Here is a 15,489-nt window from a genome sequence, read left to right as displayed (position 1 = left end):
CATCTGACCCTAGCTAAGGTCCCATGACAGACTTCTCTCCCCGCGAAATCGTTTCCGAACTCGACCGTTTCATCGTCGGCCAGGCCGATGCCAAGCGCGCCGTCTCGATCGCGCTGCGCAACCGCTGGCGGCGGCAGCAGCTCACCGGCTCCTTGCGCGAAGAGGTGCTGCCGAAGAACATCCTGATGATCGGCCCGACCGGCGTCGGCAAGACGGAAATTGCGCGGCGGCTCGCCAAGCTCGCGAATGCGCCGTTCCTCAAGGTGGAAGCGACCAAATTCACCGAGGTCGGTTATGTCGGCCGCGACGTCGAGCAGATCGTGCGCGACCTCGTCGAGGTGGCGATCGCCCAGATTCGCGAGAAGAAGCGCAAGGACGTGCACGCCCGCGCGCAGCTCGCCGCCGAAGAGCGGGTGCTCGATGCGCTGGTCGGCGCAAACGCCTCTTCCGCGACGCGCGAATCCTTCCGCAAGAAGCTGCGCGCCGGCGAGCTCAACGACAAGGAAATCGAGGTCGAGACACAGTCGTCCGGCAGCGGCATGCCGATGTTCGAAATCCCCGGCATGCCGGGCGCGCAGATGGGCGCGATTTCGATCGGCGATATCTTCGGCAAGCTCGGCGGCCGCAGCAAGACGCGGCGGCTGACGGTGGAGGGCTCGCACGAGATCCTCGTCAACGAGGAGTCCGACAAGCTGCTGGACACCGATCAGCTGACGCTGGAGGCGATCAACGCGGTCGAGAACAACGGCATCGTGTTCCTCGACGAGATCGACAAGATCTGCGCGCGCGAAGGCCGTGCCGGCGGCGACGTCTCGCGCGAAGGCGTGCAGCGCGATCTGTTGCCCTTGATCGAGGGCACCACCGTCTCGACCAAGCACGGCGCGGTCAAGACCGACCACATCCTGTTCATCGCTTCCGGCGCCTTCCACGTCGCCAAGCCGTCGGACCTGCTGCCGGAATTGCAGGGCCGCCTGCCGATCCGCGTCGAATTGCAGGCGCTGACCCGCGACGACATGCGCCGCATCCTGACCGAGCCCGAGGCCTCTCTGATCAAGCAATATGTCGCCTTGATGCAGACCGAGGGCGTGACACTCGATATCACCGACGGCGCCATCGACGCGCTCGCCGACGTCGCGGTCGCCGTCAATTCCACCGTCGAGAACATCGGCGCGCGGCGGCTGCAGACCGTGATGGAGCGGGTGCTGGACGAGATCTCGTTCACCGCCCCCGACCGCAGCGGCGAGACCGTCAAGGTCGATGCGGATTTCGTGCAGAGGCACGTCGGCGACCTCGCCAAGAACGCGGATCTGAGCCGGTTCATTTTGTAATTTGGAGCGGTCACGCTATTGATGCGGCGTGACCGTACGCATCCTGCAAAATCCCTGGCGGCTCCTGCTCGCGATCAACGCGGCGGTCATCGTCGGCGTGTTCACCCATAAGATCCAGCTGCCGCCTTACGTCCCCTATATCCATCTGCTGGTCGACTACCATTTCGGCTTTATCAAGCGCGCACTGATCGGGGCCATCGTCGCGCTGTTCACGGACAAGGTGCCGGTCTGGTCGGTGTTCGCGATCGGCGGGGTGACGTGGCTGGTGACGCTGGGTCTCTATGCAAGGCTGTTTCAGAAGAGCTTTGGCTTCACCGCGAAAACGCTGCCGCTGTTCGTCTTCATGGCGGGCTCGCCGTTCTTCCTGAAGAATTTCATGCACACGCTCGGCCATTTCGACATCTATGGCTGTGCGCTGGCGATCATCCTGATGCTGATGCCGGCTGGCTCATTGCTGTTCGTGGCAACGGCAGCACTGTTCTCGATCGTGCTCGTCCTGATCCACCACATTCATCTGCTCATGTATGTGCCGACGATCATCACCATCGTCGTGATCAGGCACTATCTCGCTTGCGGACTCAATCGCGGCAATGTCGCGTTCGGCATCGTCGCCCTCGCCATCGTCGCAGCGCTGTTCTTTGCGGCGCAGTTTTTGGGGACGATGCCGGTCCCTGAAGCCGACTTCGTTGCGTACCTGAAAACGCGGATGGCCGATCCGTCCCGCACGGATCTCTTGCAATTCGCCTATATCTGGTACCAGCCGCTGGCGAAGGAGATTTCGGACACCTGGGGCCGCCTGCCGCACAACATCCTCGGCGTGCCCGTGTTCGCGTTGCTGATCTGGCTGCACACGCCGCTGTGGCGCTTCTTCGCAAACCTGATCGGCGCGCTCGCAAGCGAGACGCACCGCCGGCTCGTGCTCGCGGCTCTGATCGGCATCAGTCTCGCTTATCTCGTGATGTTCGCGATGGTGTTCGACTATTCGCGCTGGATCTCGAACTGGGCGGTCTGCATGTTCCTGATCCTGCACGCGGTGAAGATGCTGCCGGCCAAACATGAAGCCCCGCTGATCCCGGCCGAGGATCGGAACACCAACATCTTCGGCCTGATCCTCACGGTGATCCCGCGCGTCGGAATCATTCGGCCATTCTAGAACCTCGCCCGCCTGATCCGCACATACAGCGCGCCTTCGCCGCCATGGCCGATATGGGCCGTCTCGAAGCCGACGACGAAGCTGCGGAATTCCGGCAGGCTCAGCCATTCCGGCACCTGACGGCGCAGTACGCCGCTTTCGCCGCCGCTGCGGCCCTTGCCGGTGATGACGAGCACGAAGGTCAGGCCGTCGTGATGGGCGCGGTGCAGGAAGCCGGTCAAGGCGCGATGCGCGCGGGTCTGGGTCATGCCGTGCAGATCGAGCCGCGCCTCGATCTCACTGCGGCCGCGCGACAGTTTTGTCCGCTCGCGCTTGCCAAGCGGCGCCAGCGGCGGGACGGCCGGTTTGGCGACGCGCGGCGTTGGCGCAGCGGCAATCGGACGGGAAGACGAAACTGATCTCACCACCGGCACTGCGGGTGAAGGCTCGGCGCGCGGCGAGGCAGAGGCCTTTCCAGCGCGATGCTTCTTCAGCGGCTTGACCTGCTTTGCGACCATATCCCACAGCTCGCGCTCTTCCTCGCTCAGCGCGCGGCGGCGCGGCGAGGGGCGAGGCTCCAGCACGGGCGGACGAGACGATCGCTTCATTGCTGCCGATGGGGACGTTTCTTCGCTGGCCGCTGCGGTTCGCGATCGGCCTCGATCACCGGACGCGGCGCCGGCAGCGGGACCGGACCCGCGATGGCGACCGTGTCGCTCTTGGTGTCCGCGGGGCCGGCAGCAGCGGTGGGCTTCGTGGTTTCCTTCCCGGGATCGGTTTGCGGAAACAGCTTTGCGATCTTCTCCGAGGGACGCGGGTCGGGCACCGGCAGCCGCGCAGCTCGCGCCGACGGATCGAGGCCCTTCGGGACCAGCATCACGAAATGCATGGGGTGGCGCAACCGACCGGAGATGCGACCGGCTTCCTGCCCGGCGCCGAAAAAGAGGTCGGCGCGCGCAGGTCCAATGATGGCCGAGCCGGTGTCCTGCGCGATCATCAGCCGATGGAACGGCGTCTTGGCGCGATCGGATTCGATCGGCAACTCGCCCTCGATGAAGAACGGCGTGCCGTAGACGTGCAGCGACTTGTCGACGGCGATGGAGCGTCCCGCGGTCAGCGGAATGCCTTGCGCGCCCACCGCTTCGTCCTTGTCGGAGAGGTTGACCTCTCGGAAGAAGATGTAGGCGCGGTTCGCGCGGCGCAGCTCCTTGGCGCCATCAGGATTCTGCGTCATCCATTCCCTGATCTTCTGCATCGACATCTCTTCCCGGGGGATGATGCCGCGCTCGATCAGGATGCGACCGACGGCGGTGTAGGGATAGCCGTTATAGGCGTCGTAGTTGAGCCGGACCGAGCTGCCGTCGTCGAACTTGATCCGCGCCGAGCCCTGGATCTGCGCGAACAGCAGATCGGTCGGATCCTTCAGCCAGGCGATCTCGAGCCCGCGGCCGGCGATCTTGCCGTCCTCGATCTCGCCGCGGTCGTAATAGGGCACCAGCTTGCGGCGGCCGATCTTGCGATAAACCGGACCCTTGTTGGGCAGGCTCACCGAATCCTGCTTGTAGCCGCGCACGAACAGGTTCGAGGGGCGGCGATAGACCGGAACGTTGTAGATATCGGTCTGCGTGCGCGATCCCTCCAGCACAGGCTCGTAATAGCCGGTGACGAAACCGTCGGGCTCGCCGAGGCGCGAGATCCGCAGCGGCGCGAAGTGCTCCTCGAAAAACGCTTTTGCCGTGGCGTCGTCGGCGAGCTCGAGCGACTTCGCCGCCCGGCAAGGTTCGCTCAGCGAGCCTCCAATCGCTTTTGATTCGGTCTTCGGCTCAGTCGCGCCGTTTTGTGCGTTGATCGGCCTGCAGCTGGCGCGAAACGTCTTGTAGGCCGCGAGGTGATTGTCATCGCTCCAGCCCTTCACGTCCGCCCAGGCCAGCGGCAGATATTGCGCGCCGGGAATTTCGAACGGCAGCGGGAGCTGCGGATAGGGCAAGGCCCGCGCCGGAGCAGCGGGCAATGGCGGGGTATGATGGTGATGGCTGCGATAATGGCGCCGCGCCGCTTCGGCGCCGAGCGAAAACGAGGACAGCGCGACGACGCCTGCGCAAAGCGCCGTCGCGCCGGTCTTCAGAAAGACCTTAATTCGCGCTTCCGGTGCCAACCAGCTTCCAGTTCGGATCGCGGGAGGTGATGTCGCGGGCGAAAGTCCAGATGTCGGTGATGTCGGCAACCGTGTCGGCGCTGCCGTCGACGATGTTGCCGGCCTTGTCTCGTGTGGCCGAAATCATCTGCGAGACGAAGCGGATCGTAAGCTGGGCGGTGCGGTCGCGCAGCTCGGCGCCGACGAGTTCGGCCTTGTCGATCGAGACGAAGCGGGTCTCGGTCTTCTGCTCTTTCGTCTCGCGTTCCTTGATGGCGGCCTCGAAGCTTTCATAGACGTCCGGCGACAACAGGTCGCGCAGCGCGCGGCGGTCGCCATTGGCAAAGGCCAGCACGATCATCTCATAGGCGCCGCGGGCACCAGAGATGAAATGACGCGGGTCGAACGTGGAATCCTTCTCGACGATGGCGTCCAGGCCCTGCGCCAGCGCCGTGCCCGGCTCGGTCAGGCCCTTCCAGCGATCGGAGGGCGGGGTCGGCTCGGCTGTCGGCGCCAGCGGGGCCTGGTCAATCACCTTGCCCGGCATGGTCACGACATTGTTGTCCTGGGCACCCCCGAGCGCATTGCGGGCGGCGGTTCGATCGAACGGCGGCCGCTCGTTGCCGGTCCGCTGCCCGAGCACGCTGCGCAGCCGCAGAAAGATGAAGACCGCCAGCGCCAGGAAGATGATGGTGTAGATGTCCACGTCGGATTCGCTTTCTGGTCTTTGCTCTGGGTCTTTGAAGTCGTCGGGTCTTTGAGGTCGTCGCCGGGGAAATCAATCCGGCCAGTAGACCGTTCCATACGGGAACGGCAAGTCTACATCACCATTTTAGGTCCACGTCAGGTCCGTGGGATGTAGGCACGAAATCTTGCCCGGCCAATGGCGCCATTTGGCACAGCACCGAGTGTAGCGCGTTTTATGCTTAAGGGGAAACCCGATCCTGCCCGGAAATCGCGCATCTTCAATCGTTTAAGGCGCAGTTTGACGGAAAAGGCCGGACCGACGCGGCAGCTGCGGCGCCGCCGGAACCCCCCCGCCAGGACCGTTCGTCCTTGTGGAATGAGCCGGCCCTATGTTAGCCAACCGCCGCGAAATTCAGCCCAAATCGGGTAAGGAGAGACTCTCATGACCAACGGTAACGGCACCCCTCCCGAGGCGGCCCAGGCTCCCCAGCTCAACGTACTGGCACAATATACCAAGGACCTGTCGTTCGAGAATCCGAACGCGCCCACTTCGCTCCAGCAGCAGAGCCAGCCCCCCCAGATCAACATCCAGATCAATGTCAGCGCCAACAACCTCAGCGAACAGGAGTTCGAGGTGACGTTGTCGGTCGAGGGCAAGGCCGAGACCGCGGGCAAGATCATGTTCTCGTTCGAGCTCGCCTATGCCGGCGTGTTCCGCATTGCGAACGTGCCGAAGGAAAATCTGCATCCGCTGGTCATGATCGAGTGCCCCCGTCTGCTGTTCCCGTTCGCCCGCGAGATCATCGCGACGGCGGTGCGCGACGGCGGGTTCCCGCCCCTGATGCTGGATCCCGTCGACTTCGTCGGTCTCTATCGTCAGAACGTGGAGCGGCAAATGGCCGCCCAGCCGAGCGGCCAGGCCTAAACGGGGGGAGAAACTGGAGCGGCCAAAAACTCGTTCCAGATCGCCTTGTCGCCGAGCGTCGCGATGAAGGCCCGGTGGGCCTCACGCTCGGCATCTGAAACCCGCGGCGCAAGCGGCACCAGCCGCTGCCGCCGCGGCGCATCGCCAGCCGCATTGACGCGAATCTCTTGAGCGTCCGACGCCAGCAGCAGCTGCGACTGCCGCGCCCCGACCAGATCCACATAGACCTCGGCCAGCAACTCGGCGTCCAGCAGCGCGCCGTGCTTGGTGCGGCGTGAGTTGTCGATCGCATAGCGCGAGCAGAGATCGTCGAGCCGGTTGGACACGCCGGGATGCTTGCGGCGCGCCAGCAGAAGCGTATCGACCAGCCGTTCGCGCGGGATCGCCGCGCGCTTGATCCTGTCGAGCTCGGCGTTGATGAAGCCGATGTCGAACGAGGCGTTGTGGATCACCAGCGGCGCATCGCCGATGAACTCCAGAAACGCATCGGCGACCTCGTGGAACAGCGGCTTGGTCGACAGAAATTCGGCCGACAGCCCATGCACCGCGAAGGCTTCCGCCGGCATGTCCCGTTCAGGATTGATATAGACGTGGTAGGTCTGTCCCGTCGGCATGCGGTTAAGCATCTCGACGCAGCCGATCTCGACCAGACGATCGCCGCGAAGCGGATCGAGGCCAGTGGTTTCGGTATCGAGAACGATTTCGCGCATGGTCGGGAGGCCGAGTGAGACGGCGAATCAGGTCCGCCGCTGCGGCATCTTAACCACCTCGGCCAAGATGTGGGCGATTTGCGCGCGCACCGGTTCAAGTCCGTGCGACGTATCCACCACGAAATCAGCACGCTTGCGCTTCTCGGCATCGGGCGTCTGCTTGGCGATGATGGCGTCGAGCTTGGCTTCGTCCATGGTGCCGCGCGCCAGCACCCGCTCGCGCTGGAGTTCCGGCGAGGTCGAGACCACCACCACGGCGTCCACGCGCTTCTCGCCACCGGTTTCGAACAGCAGCGGAATGTCGAGCACCACGACCGGCGCCTTGGCAGCTTCCGCCTCGGCGAAGAACTTCTGCCGGGACGCGCCGAGCATCGGATGGACGATCTGCTCGAGCTGCTTGATGGCGGCGGGATCATGCACGACGCGCGCCGATAATTTAGGTCGGTCCACCCTGCCATTCACGGTGGTGCCGGGGAAGGCGGCCTCGATCGCGGGTGCCGCTTCGCCCTCATAGAGCTGATGCACGGCGGCGTCGGCATCGTACACAGGCACACCTGCCTCCGCGAACAGTTTCGCGGTGGTGGATTTTCCCATCCCGATCGAGCCGGTCAGTCCGAGGATCCGCATCAGCGCCCAGCCCTGTCTGTCAGTCACACGGCAACTAGCCGTTCGCGTCGCAGGAACGCAAGCAGCGGCAGCAGCGGCAGGCCGAGAATGGTGAAATGATCGCCCTCGATCCGCTCGAACAGATGGATGCCCAGGCCTTCGAGCTGATAGGCGCCCACGCTGGTGGTGACGGCGTCGCCGGCAGCGTCTAGATAGGCTGAAAGCTTGTCGTCGCTCAGCTCGCGCATGGTCATGCGGGCAATCGAGACGTCTTCGAAAACGATCTGGCCATCACGCGCCACGGCTACCGCGGAATTCAGCTCGTGGCTGCTGCCGGCGAGATCGCGCAATTGCGCCAATGCCTGCGCACGGCCCGCCGGCTTGTTGAAAAGACGGTTGCCAAGCGCCAGGGTCTGATCGGCCCCGATCACGTAACTGCCGGGAGTACCGGCCGAGACCGATTTGGCCTTTTCGCGGGCCAGCAGCAGAGCGATCTCGCGCGGATTTGAAAGCGCCGAAGCCGATTGAATGCCGCGCTCGTCGATATCGGCGGTGACAGCCTTGAACTCCAGCCCGGCATTGGCCAGCAGCATTTTGCGGGCGCTGCTTTGCGAGGCCAGGATCAACGGATGTTTGCCGAGCCACAGACCCATCGCAAAGGCTATCCGGAAGGCCGGTTGCGCTGGCGGTCACTGTAGAGCTTCATGATCGCCGCCGCGGTTTCCTCGATCGAGCGCCGCGTGACGTCGAGCAGCGGCCAGTCGTGCTTCGCGCTCAGCTTGCGGGCGAATGCAACCTCCTCGGCGACCGACTGTTTGTCGGTATAGGTGTCGCTGCTGGAATCGGCGCCCATCGAGAGAAGACGGTTCGTACGAACCTGAATCAGGCGTTCCGGCGTCGCATGCAGGCTCACCACCAGCGGCCGCGTCAGCGTCTCCAATTGCGATGGCACCGGGATGCCGGGGACCAGCGGCACGTTGGCCGTGCGGATGCCGCGATTGGCGAGATAGATCGACGTCGGCGTCTTCGAAGTGCGGGACACGCCGACCAGGACGACGTCGGCATCGTCGAGGCCTTCGACATGCTGACCGTCGTCATGGATCATGGTGTAGTTCAGTGCGTCGATGCGCTTGAAATATTCCGCGTTGAGGACGTGCTGGGCGCCGACGCGGCCGGTCGTCGCAGCTCCGAGATAGGCTTCGAACAGCTGCATCACCGGCCCGATGATCGACAGGCTCGGAACATTGATTCCCTTGCACTTGTCCTCGAGCCTGGAGACCAGATCCTTCTCCAGTAGCGTGAACAGCACGATCCCCGGCGCCTCCTCGATCTCGTCGAGCACGCGGTCGAGCTGCTTCTGGCTGCGCACCAGCGGATAGACATGCTCGACGGGGGTGACGTTCGCGTATTGCGCAGCGACGGCGCGCGCCACCGTAATCAGTGTCTCGCCGGTCGAGTCGGACACGAGGTGCAGATGGAAATAATTGTTCGAGGTCGGCACAAAAACTCTTTGTATGAGGACGGTGTGGTTTGTGGATTTCTGTGGACCTTAACCCCTCGGAAAGGGTTGCGCGACACCGGGGGCGGGAGAACTGCCAATTTTGTTCACACCACTGCCCCTCTGAACAAGTTCGATGCCCCGCAAAAGCAAACATGGGATTCCTCAGACAACCCCTTGATAAGCTGCCGACAGACACGCGCAAGCCTTTGAAGCTGGTCGACTTCTCGGAAGTCACCAGAGCTGCCGGGGATATGTTGATGGATGTGAACAAACGATCGGAAACGTGCGGACGGATTCTTGTGAGTCCAATTCACGGTCACATAGACTCAAACCTTAAGAATCTAAGATTCTTTATAGGAGAAGGTGCGCTCCAGATGGACTATGTGTGCAGGTGAGACCTTAACGAGTTCTTACTATCCCCAGTTCCATTCTCTGGCGGAAATCCCGGGCGCGAAACATGTTCGAAGACGTCTATCTCTGGATCAAGGCGCTGCATGTGATCGCGGTCATCGCCTGGATGGCCGGCATGCTCTATCTGCCGCGGCTGTTCGTTTATCACTGCGAGGCTGAAATTGGCTCGAAGCAGTCGGAAACGTTCAAGATCATGGAACGCCGGCTGTTCAAGGCGATCATCAACCCCGCCATGATCGTCACTTGGCTCGCCGGGCTCTACCTTGCCTGGTCCGGCCACTGGTTTTCATTCGGCTGGCTGCACGTAAAACTGGCAATGGTCCTGGCGATGTCGGCGGTCCACGGCTTTTTTTCCCGCTGGGTCAAGGACTTCGCCGCCGACCGGCGTCTGCGAACCCAGAAATTCTATCGGATTATCAATGAGGTGCCGACGATTTTGATGATCATCATCGTCATCATGGTGATCGTGAAGCCGTTCTAGGCAGAGCGCGACGAAACGCTCAGTGCTTCGGCTTGCGGAGTGGCGGGCGATTTTCTATATTGTCGACATCCCACCCAACGCAGGCGGATGTGGTTGTGTCTGAGCTTTCCAGAGGCCGGACACCGCATCAGGTTTGAAGCCTCATCGGCACTTAACCTTGCCAGACCTGCGGACCTTATCTTCTCACGTCCGCATTTCAGAGCCTCCTCGCAGCCCCCTCCCAAGGTTACCCCACAGGACCACCCCAATGCGGGAAATTAAACTCGAAGACCTCAAGTCCAAGACGCCGGCCGAGCTCGTCTCGTTCGCGGAGGAGAATGGGGTCGAGAATGCCAGCACGATGCGCAAGCAGGAACTGCTGTTCGCCATCCTCAAACAGCTCGCGCTCGCCGAGACCGACATTGTCGGCCAGGGTGTCGTCGAGGTGCTCTCCGACGGCTTCGGCTTTTTGCGCTCGCCCGATGCGAACTATCTGCCGGGCCCTGATGATATCTACGTTTCGCCGTCGCAGATCCGCCGTTTCGGCCTGCGCACCGGCGACACCATCGAAGGCCACATCCGCAGCCCGAAAGAGGGCGAACGCTATTTCGCGCTGCTGAAGGTCAACACACTCAATTTCGAGGACCCGGAAAAGGCCAAGCACAAGGTCAATTTCGACAACCTCACGCCGCTGTTTCCGAACCAGCGTTTCCGCATGGAGATCGACGACCCGACGCGGAAAGACCTTTCTGCAAGGGTGATCGACATCGTCGCGCCGATCGGCAAGGGCCAGCGCGCGCTGATCGTGGCGCCGCCGCGCACGGGTAAAACCGTGCTGATGCAGAACATCGCGCACTCGATCACGCACAACCATCCCGAATGCTATCTGATCGTGCTGCTGATCGACGAACGTCCGGAAGAAGTCACGGACATGCAGCGCTCGGTGAAGGGCGAGGTCGTATCCTCGACCTTCGACGAACCCGCGGTGCGTCACGTCCAGGTCGCCGAAATGGTGATCGAAAAGGCCAAGCGCCTGGTCGAGCACGGCCGCGACGTCGTGATCCTGCTCGATTCGATCACCCGCCTCGGCCGCGCCTACAACACCGTGGTTCCCTCATCCGGCAAGGTGCTGACGGGCGGTGTCGACGCCAATGCGTTGCAGCGGCCGAAGCGTTTCTTCGGTGCCGCCCGCAACATCGAGGAGGGCGGCTCGCTGACCATCATCGCGACCGCGCTGGTCGATACCGGCAGCCGCATGGACGAAGTCATCTTCGAAGAGTTCAAGGGCACCGGTAACTCGGAGCTGATCCTGGACCGCAAGGTCTCGGACAAGCGCACCTTCCCGGCGATCGACATCTCGCGCTCCGGCACCCGCAAGGAGGAGCTCATCACCGATCCGCAAGTGCTCAAGAAGATGTACGTGCTCCGCCGCATCCTCAACCCGATGGGCACGATGGACGCGATCGACTTCCTGCTCGACAAGCTGCGCTCGACCAAGAGCAATTCGGAGTTCTTCGATTCCATGAACACCTGAGTGCAGTGCAGCAAAGGATTCAAGGGCGCCTTCGGGCGCCCTTTCTTTTTGTGCAACCTTGTTGCAGCGAAGGTGCAGCATACTGCGAAGTTGCGACCCCGATGTAAATCCACGTAAGGCTTTGATAAAGCTGAATAATAGTTGACTTCAGGCAGGTCTTTTCGCTGAGGCGGAAAGACTTCTGCGAACAAAAGGGTATTGCCATGTTGCGATGCAACAAGAAATTTTGCTGCGGGGAATGATGCAGCGAAACCATCCGGACGGGTCACCTGCAAACGGTGTTTGCCTTTTCCCTGGTGGCCGGACAAATAGGCCATGCATCCACGGGACCAGACCATCTTTGCGCTGTCGTCCGGCCGGGCGCCGAGTGCGATCGCCGTGGTGCGCGTCTCGGGTCCGCAAGCCGGCCTGGCGCTGACGACTCTGGCGGAGAAGCTGCCGGCGCCGAGGCAGGCCAGTCGCCGGCTGCTTCGCGACGGTGCGGGCCAGCCCATCGACGATGCGGTGGTGCTGTGGTTTCCGGGGCCGGCCAGTGCGACCGGCGAGGACGTCGCCGAATTCCACGTTCACGGCGGCCGCGCCGTGCTCTCGGCGCTGTTTGGCGAAATTGCTGTAATTCCGAATATCCGAGCCGCCGAGCCAGGCGAGTTCACGCGGCGCGCCTTTGAGAACGGCAAGCTCGACCTCACCGAGGCCGAGGGCCTCGACGATCTCATCCACGCCGATACGGACCGCCAGCGCCGCCAGGCGTTGCGGCAGCTGCAAGGGCTGCTCGGCGATCGTGCACGCGACTGGCGTGAGCGCATCATCGAGGCGTCGGCGCTGATCGAAGCCGGCATCGATTTTTCCGATGAGGGCGACGTGCCGGCCCAGCTGAGGGCGCCGGCGATCAAGGCGATCGAAGCGCTGCATGGTGAAATCGCAGAAGTCCTTGCGGTACAGGGACATTCTGAACGCCTGCGGGAGGGCATCGTGGTTGCCATCGCCGGCGAGCCCAATGTCGGCAAGTCGACATTGATCAATCAGCTGGCACGCCGCGAGGTCGCGATCGTGTCGCCGCATGCCGGCACCACGCGTGACGTGATCGAGGTCCAGCTCGATCTCGATGGCTATCCCGTCACGGTGATCGACACCGCGGGTATTCGCGAGACGGACGATCCGGTCGAGCAGGAGGGCGTGCGCCGTGCGCGGGCCCGAGCCGAGGCTGCCGACCTCGTGCTGTGGCTGGTGGAGGGGGAACAGGCCGTCGATCCGGGCGCGCTGCGTTGCCTTCGGAAATCCGAAGACGGGGACGGGCCAGGGGGCTCGGTCTGGATCGTCCGCAACAAGATCGATCTCGGAGCCGGCGCTACAGGACCGAGTGGTGAATTCGGGATCTCGGCAAGGCGTGGCGATGGCATCCCCGAGCTGGTCGACGCACTGGTCAAATTCGCTTCCGACTTTTTCGGAGCCACAGAGGGTGCAGTCGTGACGCGCGCCCGCCAGCGCGAGCTTTTGAGCCGGGCCTCGGAAAGCTTGTCCCGGAGTCTCGAACTTTTAGGGGACGGAGAGGAGCTGGCCGCCGAGGAGCTGCGCGCGGCAGCTTACGCCTTGGGACGGCTGCTTGGCCGGGTGGATGTCGAAGACGTCCTGGGCGCAATTTTCCAGAAGTTCTGCATCGGAAAGTAGAACTGATCCTACAACCTAGAACTAGCACATGTTCCATTGTTTCACGTGAAACGCTTGTCGGCTCCAGTTGGAACCCGGGCACTCTGGAAGTCCTCAGGGCGTCGGCCGGCTGTTTCACGTGAAACATTCCCGGCGAGCCTCAACTTGCGTGTTCCCGGAGAAGTCTAGGCCCGGCCCACTTGCTAAACGAGAGGACGACGTCGCTGCACCAGAAGCCGAATTTCTCGCCGATCGCCTGACCAAAGTGGCCGTCATGGGCTTCAGTGTCATCGGAAGGCGCAGATTTTTTCGTGAAAACGCTAGACAATTCAAAGCCCGTTCTACTGTGCATGGGGTTGTTTTCGCAAAATCGCCCCGGGCAGGACGAGTGTTTCACGTGAAACACCCTCACGAGAGTTTCCACTTCCTGACCAAGCGCCTCTGAGATAGAAGTCCCGCTATGCGAACAGAGCGAGAGAGCTTCGACGTCATCGTGATTGGCGGCGGCCACGCCGGCTGTGAGGCCGCGGCCGTGTCTGCGCGGATGGGTGCTTTGACGGCTTTGGTGACGCATCGTTTCTCCACAGTCGGCGCGATGTCCTGCAATCCCGCAATTGGCGGCCTCGGCAAGGGTCATCTGGTTCGCGAAGTCGATGCGCTGGATGGTCTGATGGGTCGCGTGGGCGATGCCGGCGGCATCCAGTTTCGTGTTCTCAATCGCCGGAAGGGTCCCGCCGTCAGAGGCCCTCGGGCCCAGGCTGATCGGAAGCTCTACGCCGCCGCGATGCAGGCCGCGATCAGGGAGAGCGAGGGTCTCTCGGTCATCGAAGGTGAGGCAGAGGAGCTGATCGTGGCCGATGGCCGGGTCACCGGTCTGCGCCTGGCCGATGGCCGGGAGCTGCGGGCAGGGGCTGTTGTTGTCACCACAGGCACCTTCCTTCGCGGTCTGATTCATCTCGGAGAGAGGAACTGGCCCGCCGGCCGCGTCGGTGAGGCGCCCGCGTTGGGGCTTTCCGCGTCCTTTGAGCGCGCAGGCTTCACCCTCGGACGGCTCAAGACCGGTACTCCACCGCGCCTCGACGGCACAACGATCGACTGGTCAGCGGTCGAGATGCAGCCCGGAGACGAGCCGCCGGAGCCGTTTTCGGTGCTGACCGAGCGGATCACGACGCCTCAGATCGAGTGTGGAATCACACGGACCACGGCTGCGACCCATGAGGTGATCCGGGCCAATGTCCATCGCTCCCCGATGTACTCCGGTCAGATCAAGAGTTCCGGTCCGCGCTATTGCCCCTCGATCGAGGACAAGATCGTCCGCTTCGGCGACCGCGATGGCCACCAGATTTTCCTCGAGCCAGAGGGCCTCGACGACAGCACCGTCTATCCCAACGGCATCTCGACCTCGCTCCCTGAGGAGGTCCAGCTCGCCATCCTTGCCACAATTCCCGGTCTGGAGCGGGTGAAGATGGTCCGCCCGGGTTATGCCATCGAATACGACCACATCGATCCGCGCGAGCTGGATCCGACCCTGCAGACCAAGCGCCTGCGTGGCCTGTTCCTGGCCGGTCAGATCAACGGCACCACCGGGTACGAAGAGGCCGCCGGGCAGGGCATCGTTGCCGGCCTGAATGCGGCGCTGGCTGCGAGCGGGGCCGCACTGACCGTGTTCGACCGTGCCGACGGCTATCTCGGTGTGATGATCGACGACCTCGTCACCCGCGGCATCAGCGAGCCCTATCGGATGTTCACCTCCAGGGCCGAATACCGGCTGACGCTGCGGGCCGACAATGCCGATCAGCGCCTCACCGAGAAGGGGATTGCGCTCGGCTGCGTCGGGAATGCCCGGATCCGGCATCACCGCGCCAAGATGGACGCTCTGAATGCGGCTCGGACGCTGTCGAAGTCGCTGACGATCACCCCGAACGAGGCAATCAAGCACGGACTGTCTTTGAACCGGGACGGCCAGCGCCGGTCGGCGTTCTCGCTGATGGCCCATCCTGATATCGGCTGGAGCCAGGTCCGCGCGATCTGGCCGGAGCTATCCGCAATCGACCCCGTCATCGCTACGCATCTTGAGATCGACGCCAAGTACGATGTCTACCTCGAACGCCAGAGCGCCGACGTCGAAGCCTTCCGGCGAGACGAGGGGTTGGTTCTGTCCGAGGTCGATTATCAGCAGGTGCCTGGGCTTTCTAACGAAGTCCGCGCCAAGCTGGAAAAAGCGCGGCCGTTCACCGTTGGGCAGGCCGGTCGGATCGACGGGATGACCCCGGCCGCGCTTGGCATTCTTGCGGCCTATCTCCGGCGCGAGGCCCGGAAGACCTCCCAAGCAATCGCATAGGCGTTTCACGTGAAACAGCGCGGACCGGGCGGAGACAGACCGCTAACGCGACGACCCCAAAGCGAGGGCGCAG

Annotated in this window: 14 protein-coding genes; 7 read left to right on the top strand and 7 right to left on the bottom strand. The window is 63.0% G+C overall.

What is annotated here, in order from left to right; genetic code table 11:
* The first annotated feature begins 23 nt into the window (after positions 1–23).
* Both hslU and JQ580_RS09560 read left to right on the top strand, forming a co-directional pair.
* On the top strand, positions 24–1,328 hold the full coding sequence (gene hslU / locus JQ580_RS09565) for an ATP-dependent protease ATPase subunit HslU (RefSeq protein ID WP_212279636.1): 1,305 nt from the start codon (positions 24–26) through the stop codon (positions 1,326–1,328).
* Between the two features lie 28 nt (positions 1,329–1,356).
* Entirely contained in the window at positions 1,357–2,481 is a 1,125-nt protein-coding gene (locus JQ580_RS09560) for a hypothetical protein (RefSeq protein WP_212279634.1), read from the top strand.
* Here JQ580_RS09560 and JQ580_RS09555 read toward each other — a convergent pair.
* From JQ580_RS09555 to JQ580_RS09545, 3 genes are read right to left on the bottom strand one after another with little or no spacing between them, the layout of a single operon-like run.
* The gene (locus JQ580_RS09555; protein WP_212279632.1) at positions 2,478–3,068 is read right to left on the bottom strand and encodes a Smr/MutS family protein; all 591 of its coding nucleotides are present in this window, start codon (positions 3,066–3,068) and stop codon (positions 2,478–2,480) included. The two genes, JQ580_RS09560 and JQ580_RS09555, sit on opposite strands and share 4 nt — an antisense overlap.
* Positions 3,065–4,615, bottom strand: coding sequence for a murein transglycosylase A (gene mltA, locus JQ580_RS09550; protein ID WP_212279630.1), 1,551 nt, complete (start codon positions 4,613–4,615; stop codon positions 3,065–3,067). Before mltA ends, JQ580_RS09555 begins: the two co-directional genes overlap by 4 nt.
* A complete protein-coding gene (locus tag JQ580_RS09545) occupies positions 4,593–5,300 on the bottom strand; it encodes a Tim44/TimA family putative adaptor protein (RefSeq protein WP_212279628.1) in 708 nt (235 codons plus the stop codon). The genes mltA and JQ580_RS09545 overlap by 23 nt, the downstream gene beginning before the upstream one ends.
* 423 nt (positions 5,301–5,723) lie before the next feature.
* On the opposite strand from JQ580_RS09545, the gene secB reads away from it, so the two are divergent.
* Entirely contained in the window at positions 5,724–6,206 is a 483-nt protein-coding gene (gene secB / locus JQ580_RS09540) for a protein-export chaperone SecB (RefSeq protein ID WP_212279626.1), read from the top strand.
* Here the strand turns inward: secB and dnaQ are convergent.
* From dnaQ to JQ580_RS09520, 4 genes are read right to left on the bottom strand one after another with little or no spacing between them, the layout of a single operon-like run.
* Positions 6,203–6,916 (bottom strand): DNA polymerase III subunit epsilon, encoded by a 714-nt coding sequence (dnaQ, locus tag JQ580_RS09535; RefSeq protein WP_212279624.1) that lies wholly within the window; start codon positions 6,914–6,916, stop codon positions 6,203–6,205. The genes secB and dnaQ overlap by 4 nt on opposite strands.
* 27 nt (positions 6,917–6,943) lie before the next feature.
* Entirely contained in the window at positions 6,944–7,543 is a 600-nt protein-coding gene (gene coaE / locus JQ580_RS09530) for a dephospho-CoA kinase (protein ID WP_212280222.1), read from the bottom strand.
* 23 nt (positions 7,544–7,566) lie between these two features.
* Positions 7,567–8,175 (bottom strand): Maf family nucleotide pyrophosphatase, encoded by a 609-nt coding sequence (locus JQ580_RS09525; protein ID WP_212279622.1) that lies wholly within the window; start codon positions 8,173–8,175, stop codon positions 7,567–7,569.
* Between the two features lie 8 nt (positions 8,176–8,183).
* Positions 8,184–9,023, bottom strand: a complete 840-nt coding sequence (locus JQ580_RS09520; protein ID WP_212279621.1) for a pyruvate, water dikinase regulatory protein — start codon at positions 9,021–9,023, stop codon at positions 8,184–8,186.
* Positions 9,024–9,480: 457 nt separating this feature from the next.
* Between JQ580_RS09520 and hemJ the strand changes: the two genes are divergently transcribed.
* The 4 genes from hemJ (at position 9,481) to mnmG (ending at position 15,416) form a co-directional block, all read left to right on the top strand.
* The gene (hemJ, locus tag JQ580_RS09515; protein ID WP_212279618.1) at positions 9,481–9,915 is read left to right on the top strand and encodes a protoporphyrinogen oxidase HemJ; all 435 of its coding nucleotides are present in this window, start codon (positions 9,481–9,483) and stop codon (positions 9,913–9,915) included.
* A 247-nt stretch (positions 9,916–10,162) separates the two neighbouring features.
* On the top strand, positions 10,163–11,428 hold the full coding sequence (gene rho / locus JQ580_RS09510) for a transcription termination factor Rho (RefSeq protein WP_008133567.1): 1,266 nt from the start codon (positions 10,163–10,165) through the stop codon (positions 11,426–11,428).
* 315 nt (positions 11,429–11,743) lie between these two features.
* Positions 11,744–13,096 carry a tRNA uridine-5-carboxymethylaminomethyl(34) synthesis GTPase MnmE gene (gene mnmE, locus JQ580_RS09505; RefSeq protein WP_212279616.1) on the top strand — a complete coding sequence of 451 codons (1,353 nt, stop codon included), beginning with the start codon at positions 11,744–11,746 and terminating at the stop codon, positions 13,094–13,096.
* 439 nt (positions 13,097–13,535) lie between these two features.
* Complete coding sequence (gene mnmG / locus JQ580_RS09500; protein ID WP_212279614.1) at positions 13,536–15,416, top strand: tRNA uridine-5-carboxymethylaminomethyl(34) synthesis enzyme MnmG; 1,881 nt, start codon at positions 13,536–13,538, stop codon at positions 15,414–15,416.
* The last annotated feature ends 73 nt before the right edge of the window (positions 15,417–15,489 follow it).

It is taken from the genome of Bradyrhizobium sp. SZCCT0148 (assembly GCF_018129985.1).
Classification (GTDB): domain Bacteria; phylum Pseudomonadota; class Alphaproteobacteria; order Rhizobiales; family Xanthobacteraceae; genus Bradyrhizobium; species Bradyrhizobium japonicum_H.
Note: the sequence above shows the minus strand (reverse complement) of the source record. Positions and strands in the feature narration are given on the sequence as shown.

Coding starts and splice junctions, on each gene's coding strand:
- hslU (WP_212279636.1), top strand. CDS start 24: ATGACAGACTTCTCTCCCCGCGAAATCGTTTCCGAACTCGACCGTTTC.
- JQ580_RS09555 (WP_212279632.1), bottom strand. CDS start 3,068: ATGAAGCGATCGTCTCGTCCGCCCGTGCTGGAGCCTCGCCCCTCGCCG.
- secB (WP_212279626.1), top strand. CDS start 5,724: ATGACCAACGGTAACGGCACCCCTCCCGAGGCGGCCCAGGCTCCCCAG.
- dnaQ (WP_212279624.1), bottom strand. CDS start 6,916: ATGCGCGAAATCGTTCTCGATACCGAAACCACTGGCCTCGATCCGCTT.
- coaE (WP_212280222.1), bottom strand. CDS start 7,543: ATGCGGATCCTCGGACTGACCGGCTCGATCGGGATGGGAAAATCCACC.
- JQ580_RS09525 (WP_212279622.1), bottom strand. CDS start 8,175: ATGGGTCTGTGGCTCGGCAAACATCCGTTGATCCTGGCCTCGCAAAGC.
- hemJ (WP_212279618.1), top strand. CDS start 9,481: ATGTTCGAAGACGTCTATCTCTGGATCAAGGCGCTGCATGTGATCGCG.
- rho (WP_008133567.1), top strand. CDS start 10,163: ATGCGGGAAATTAAACTCGAAGACCTCAAGTCCAAGACGCCGGCCGAG.
- mnmE (WP_212279616.1), top strand. CDS start 11,744: ATGCATCCACGGGACCAGACCATCTTTGCGCTGTCGTCCGGCCGGGCG.
- mnmG (WP_212279614.1), top strand. CDS start 13,536: ATGCGAACAGAGCGAGAGAGCTTCGACGTCATCGTGATTGGCGGCGGC.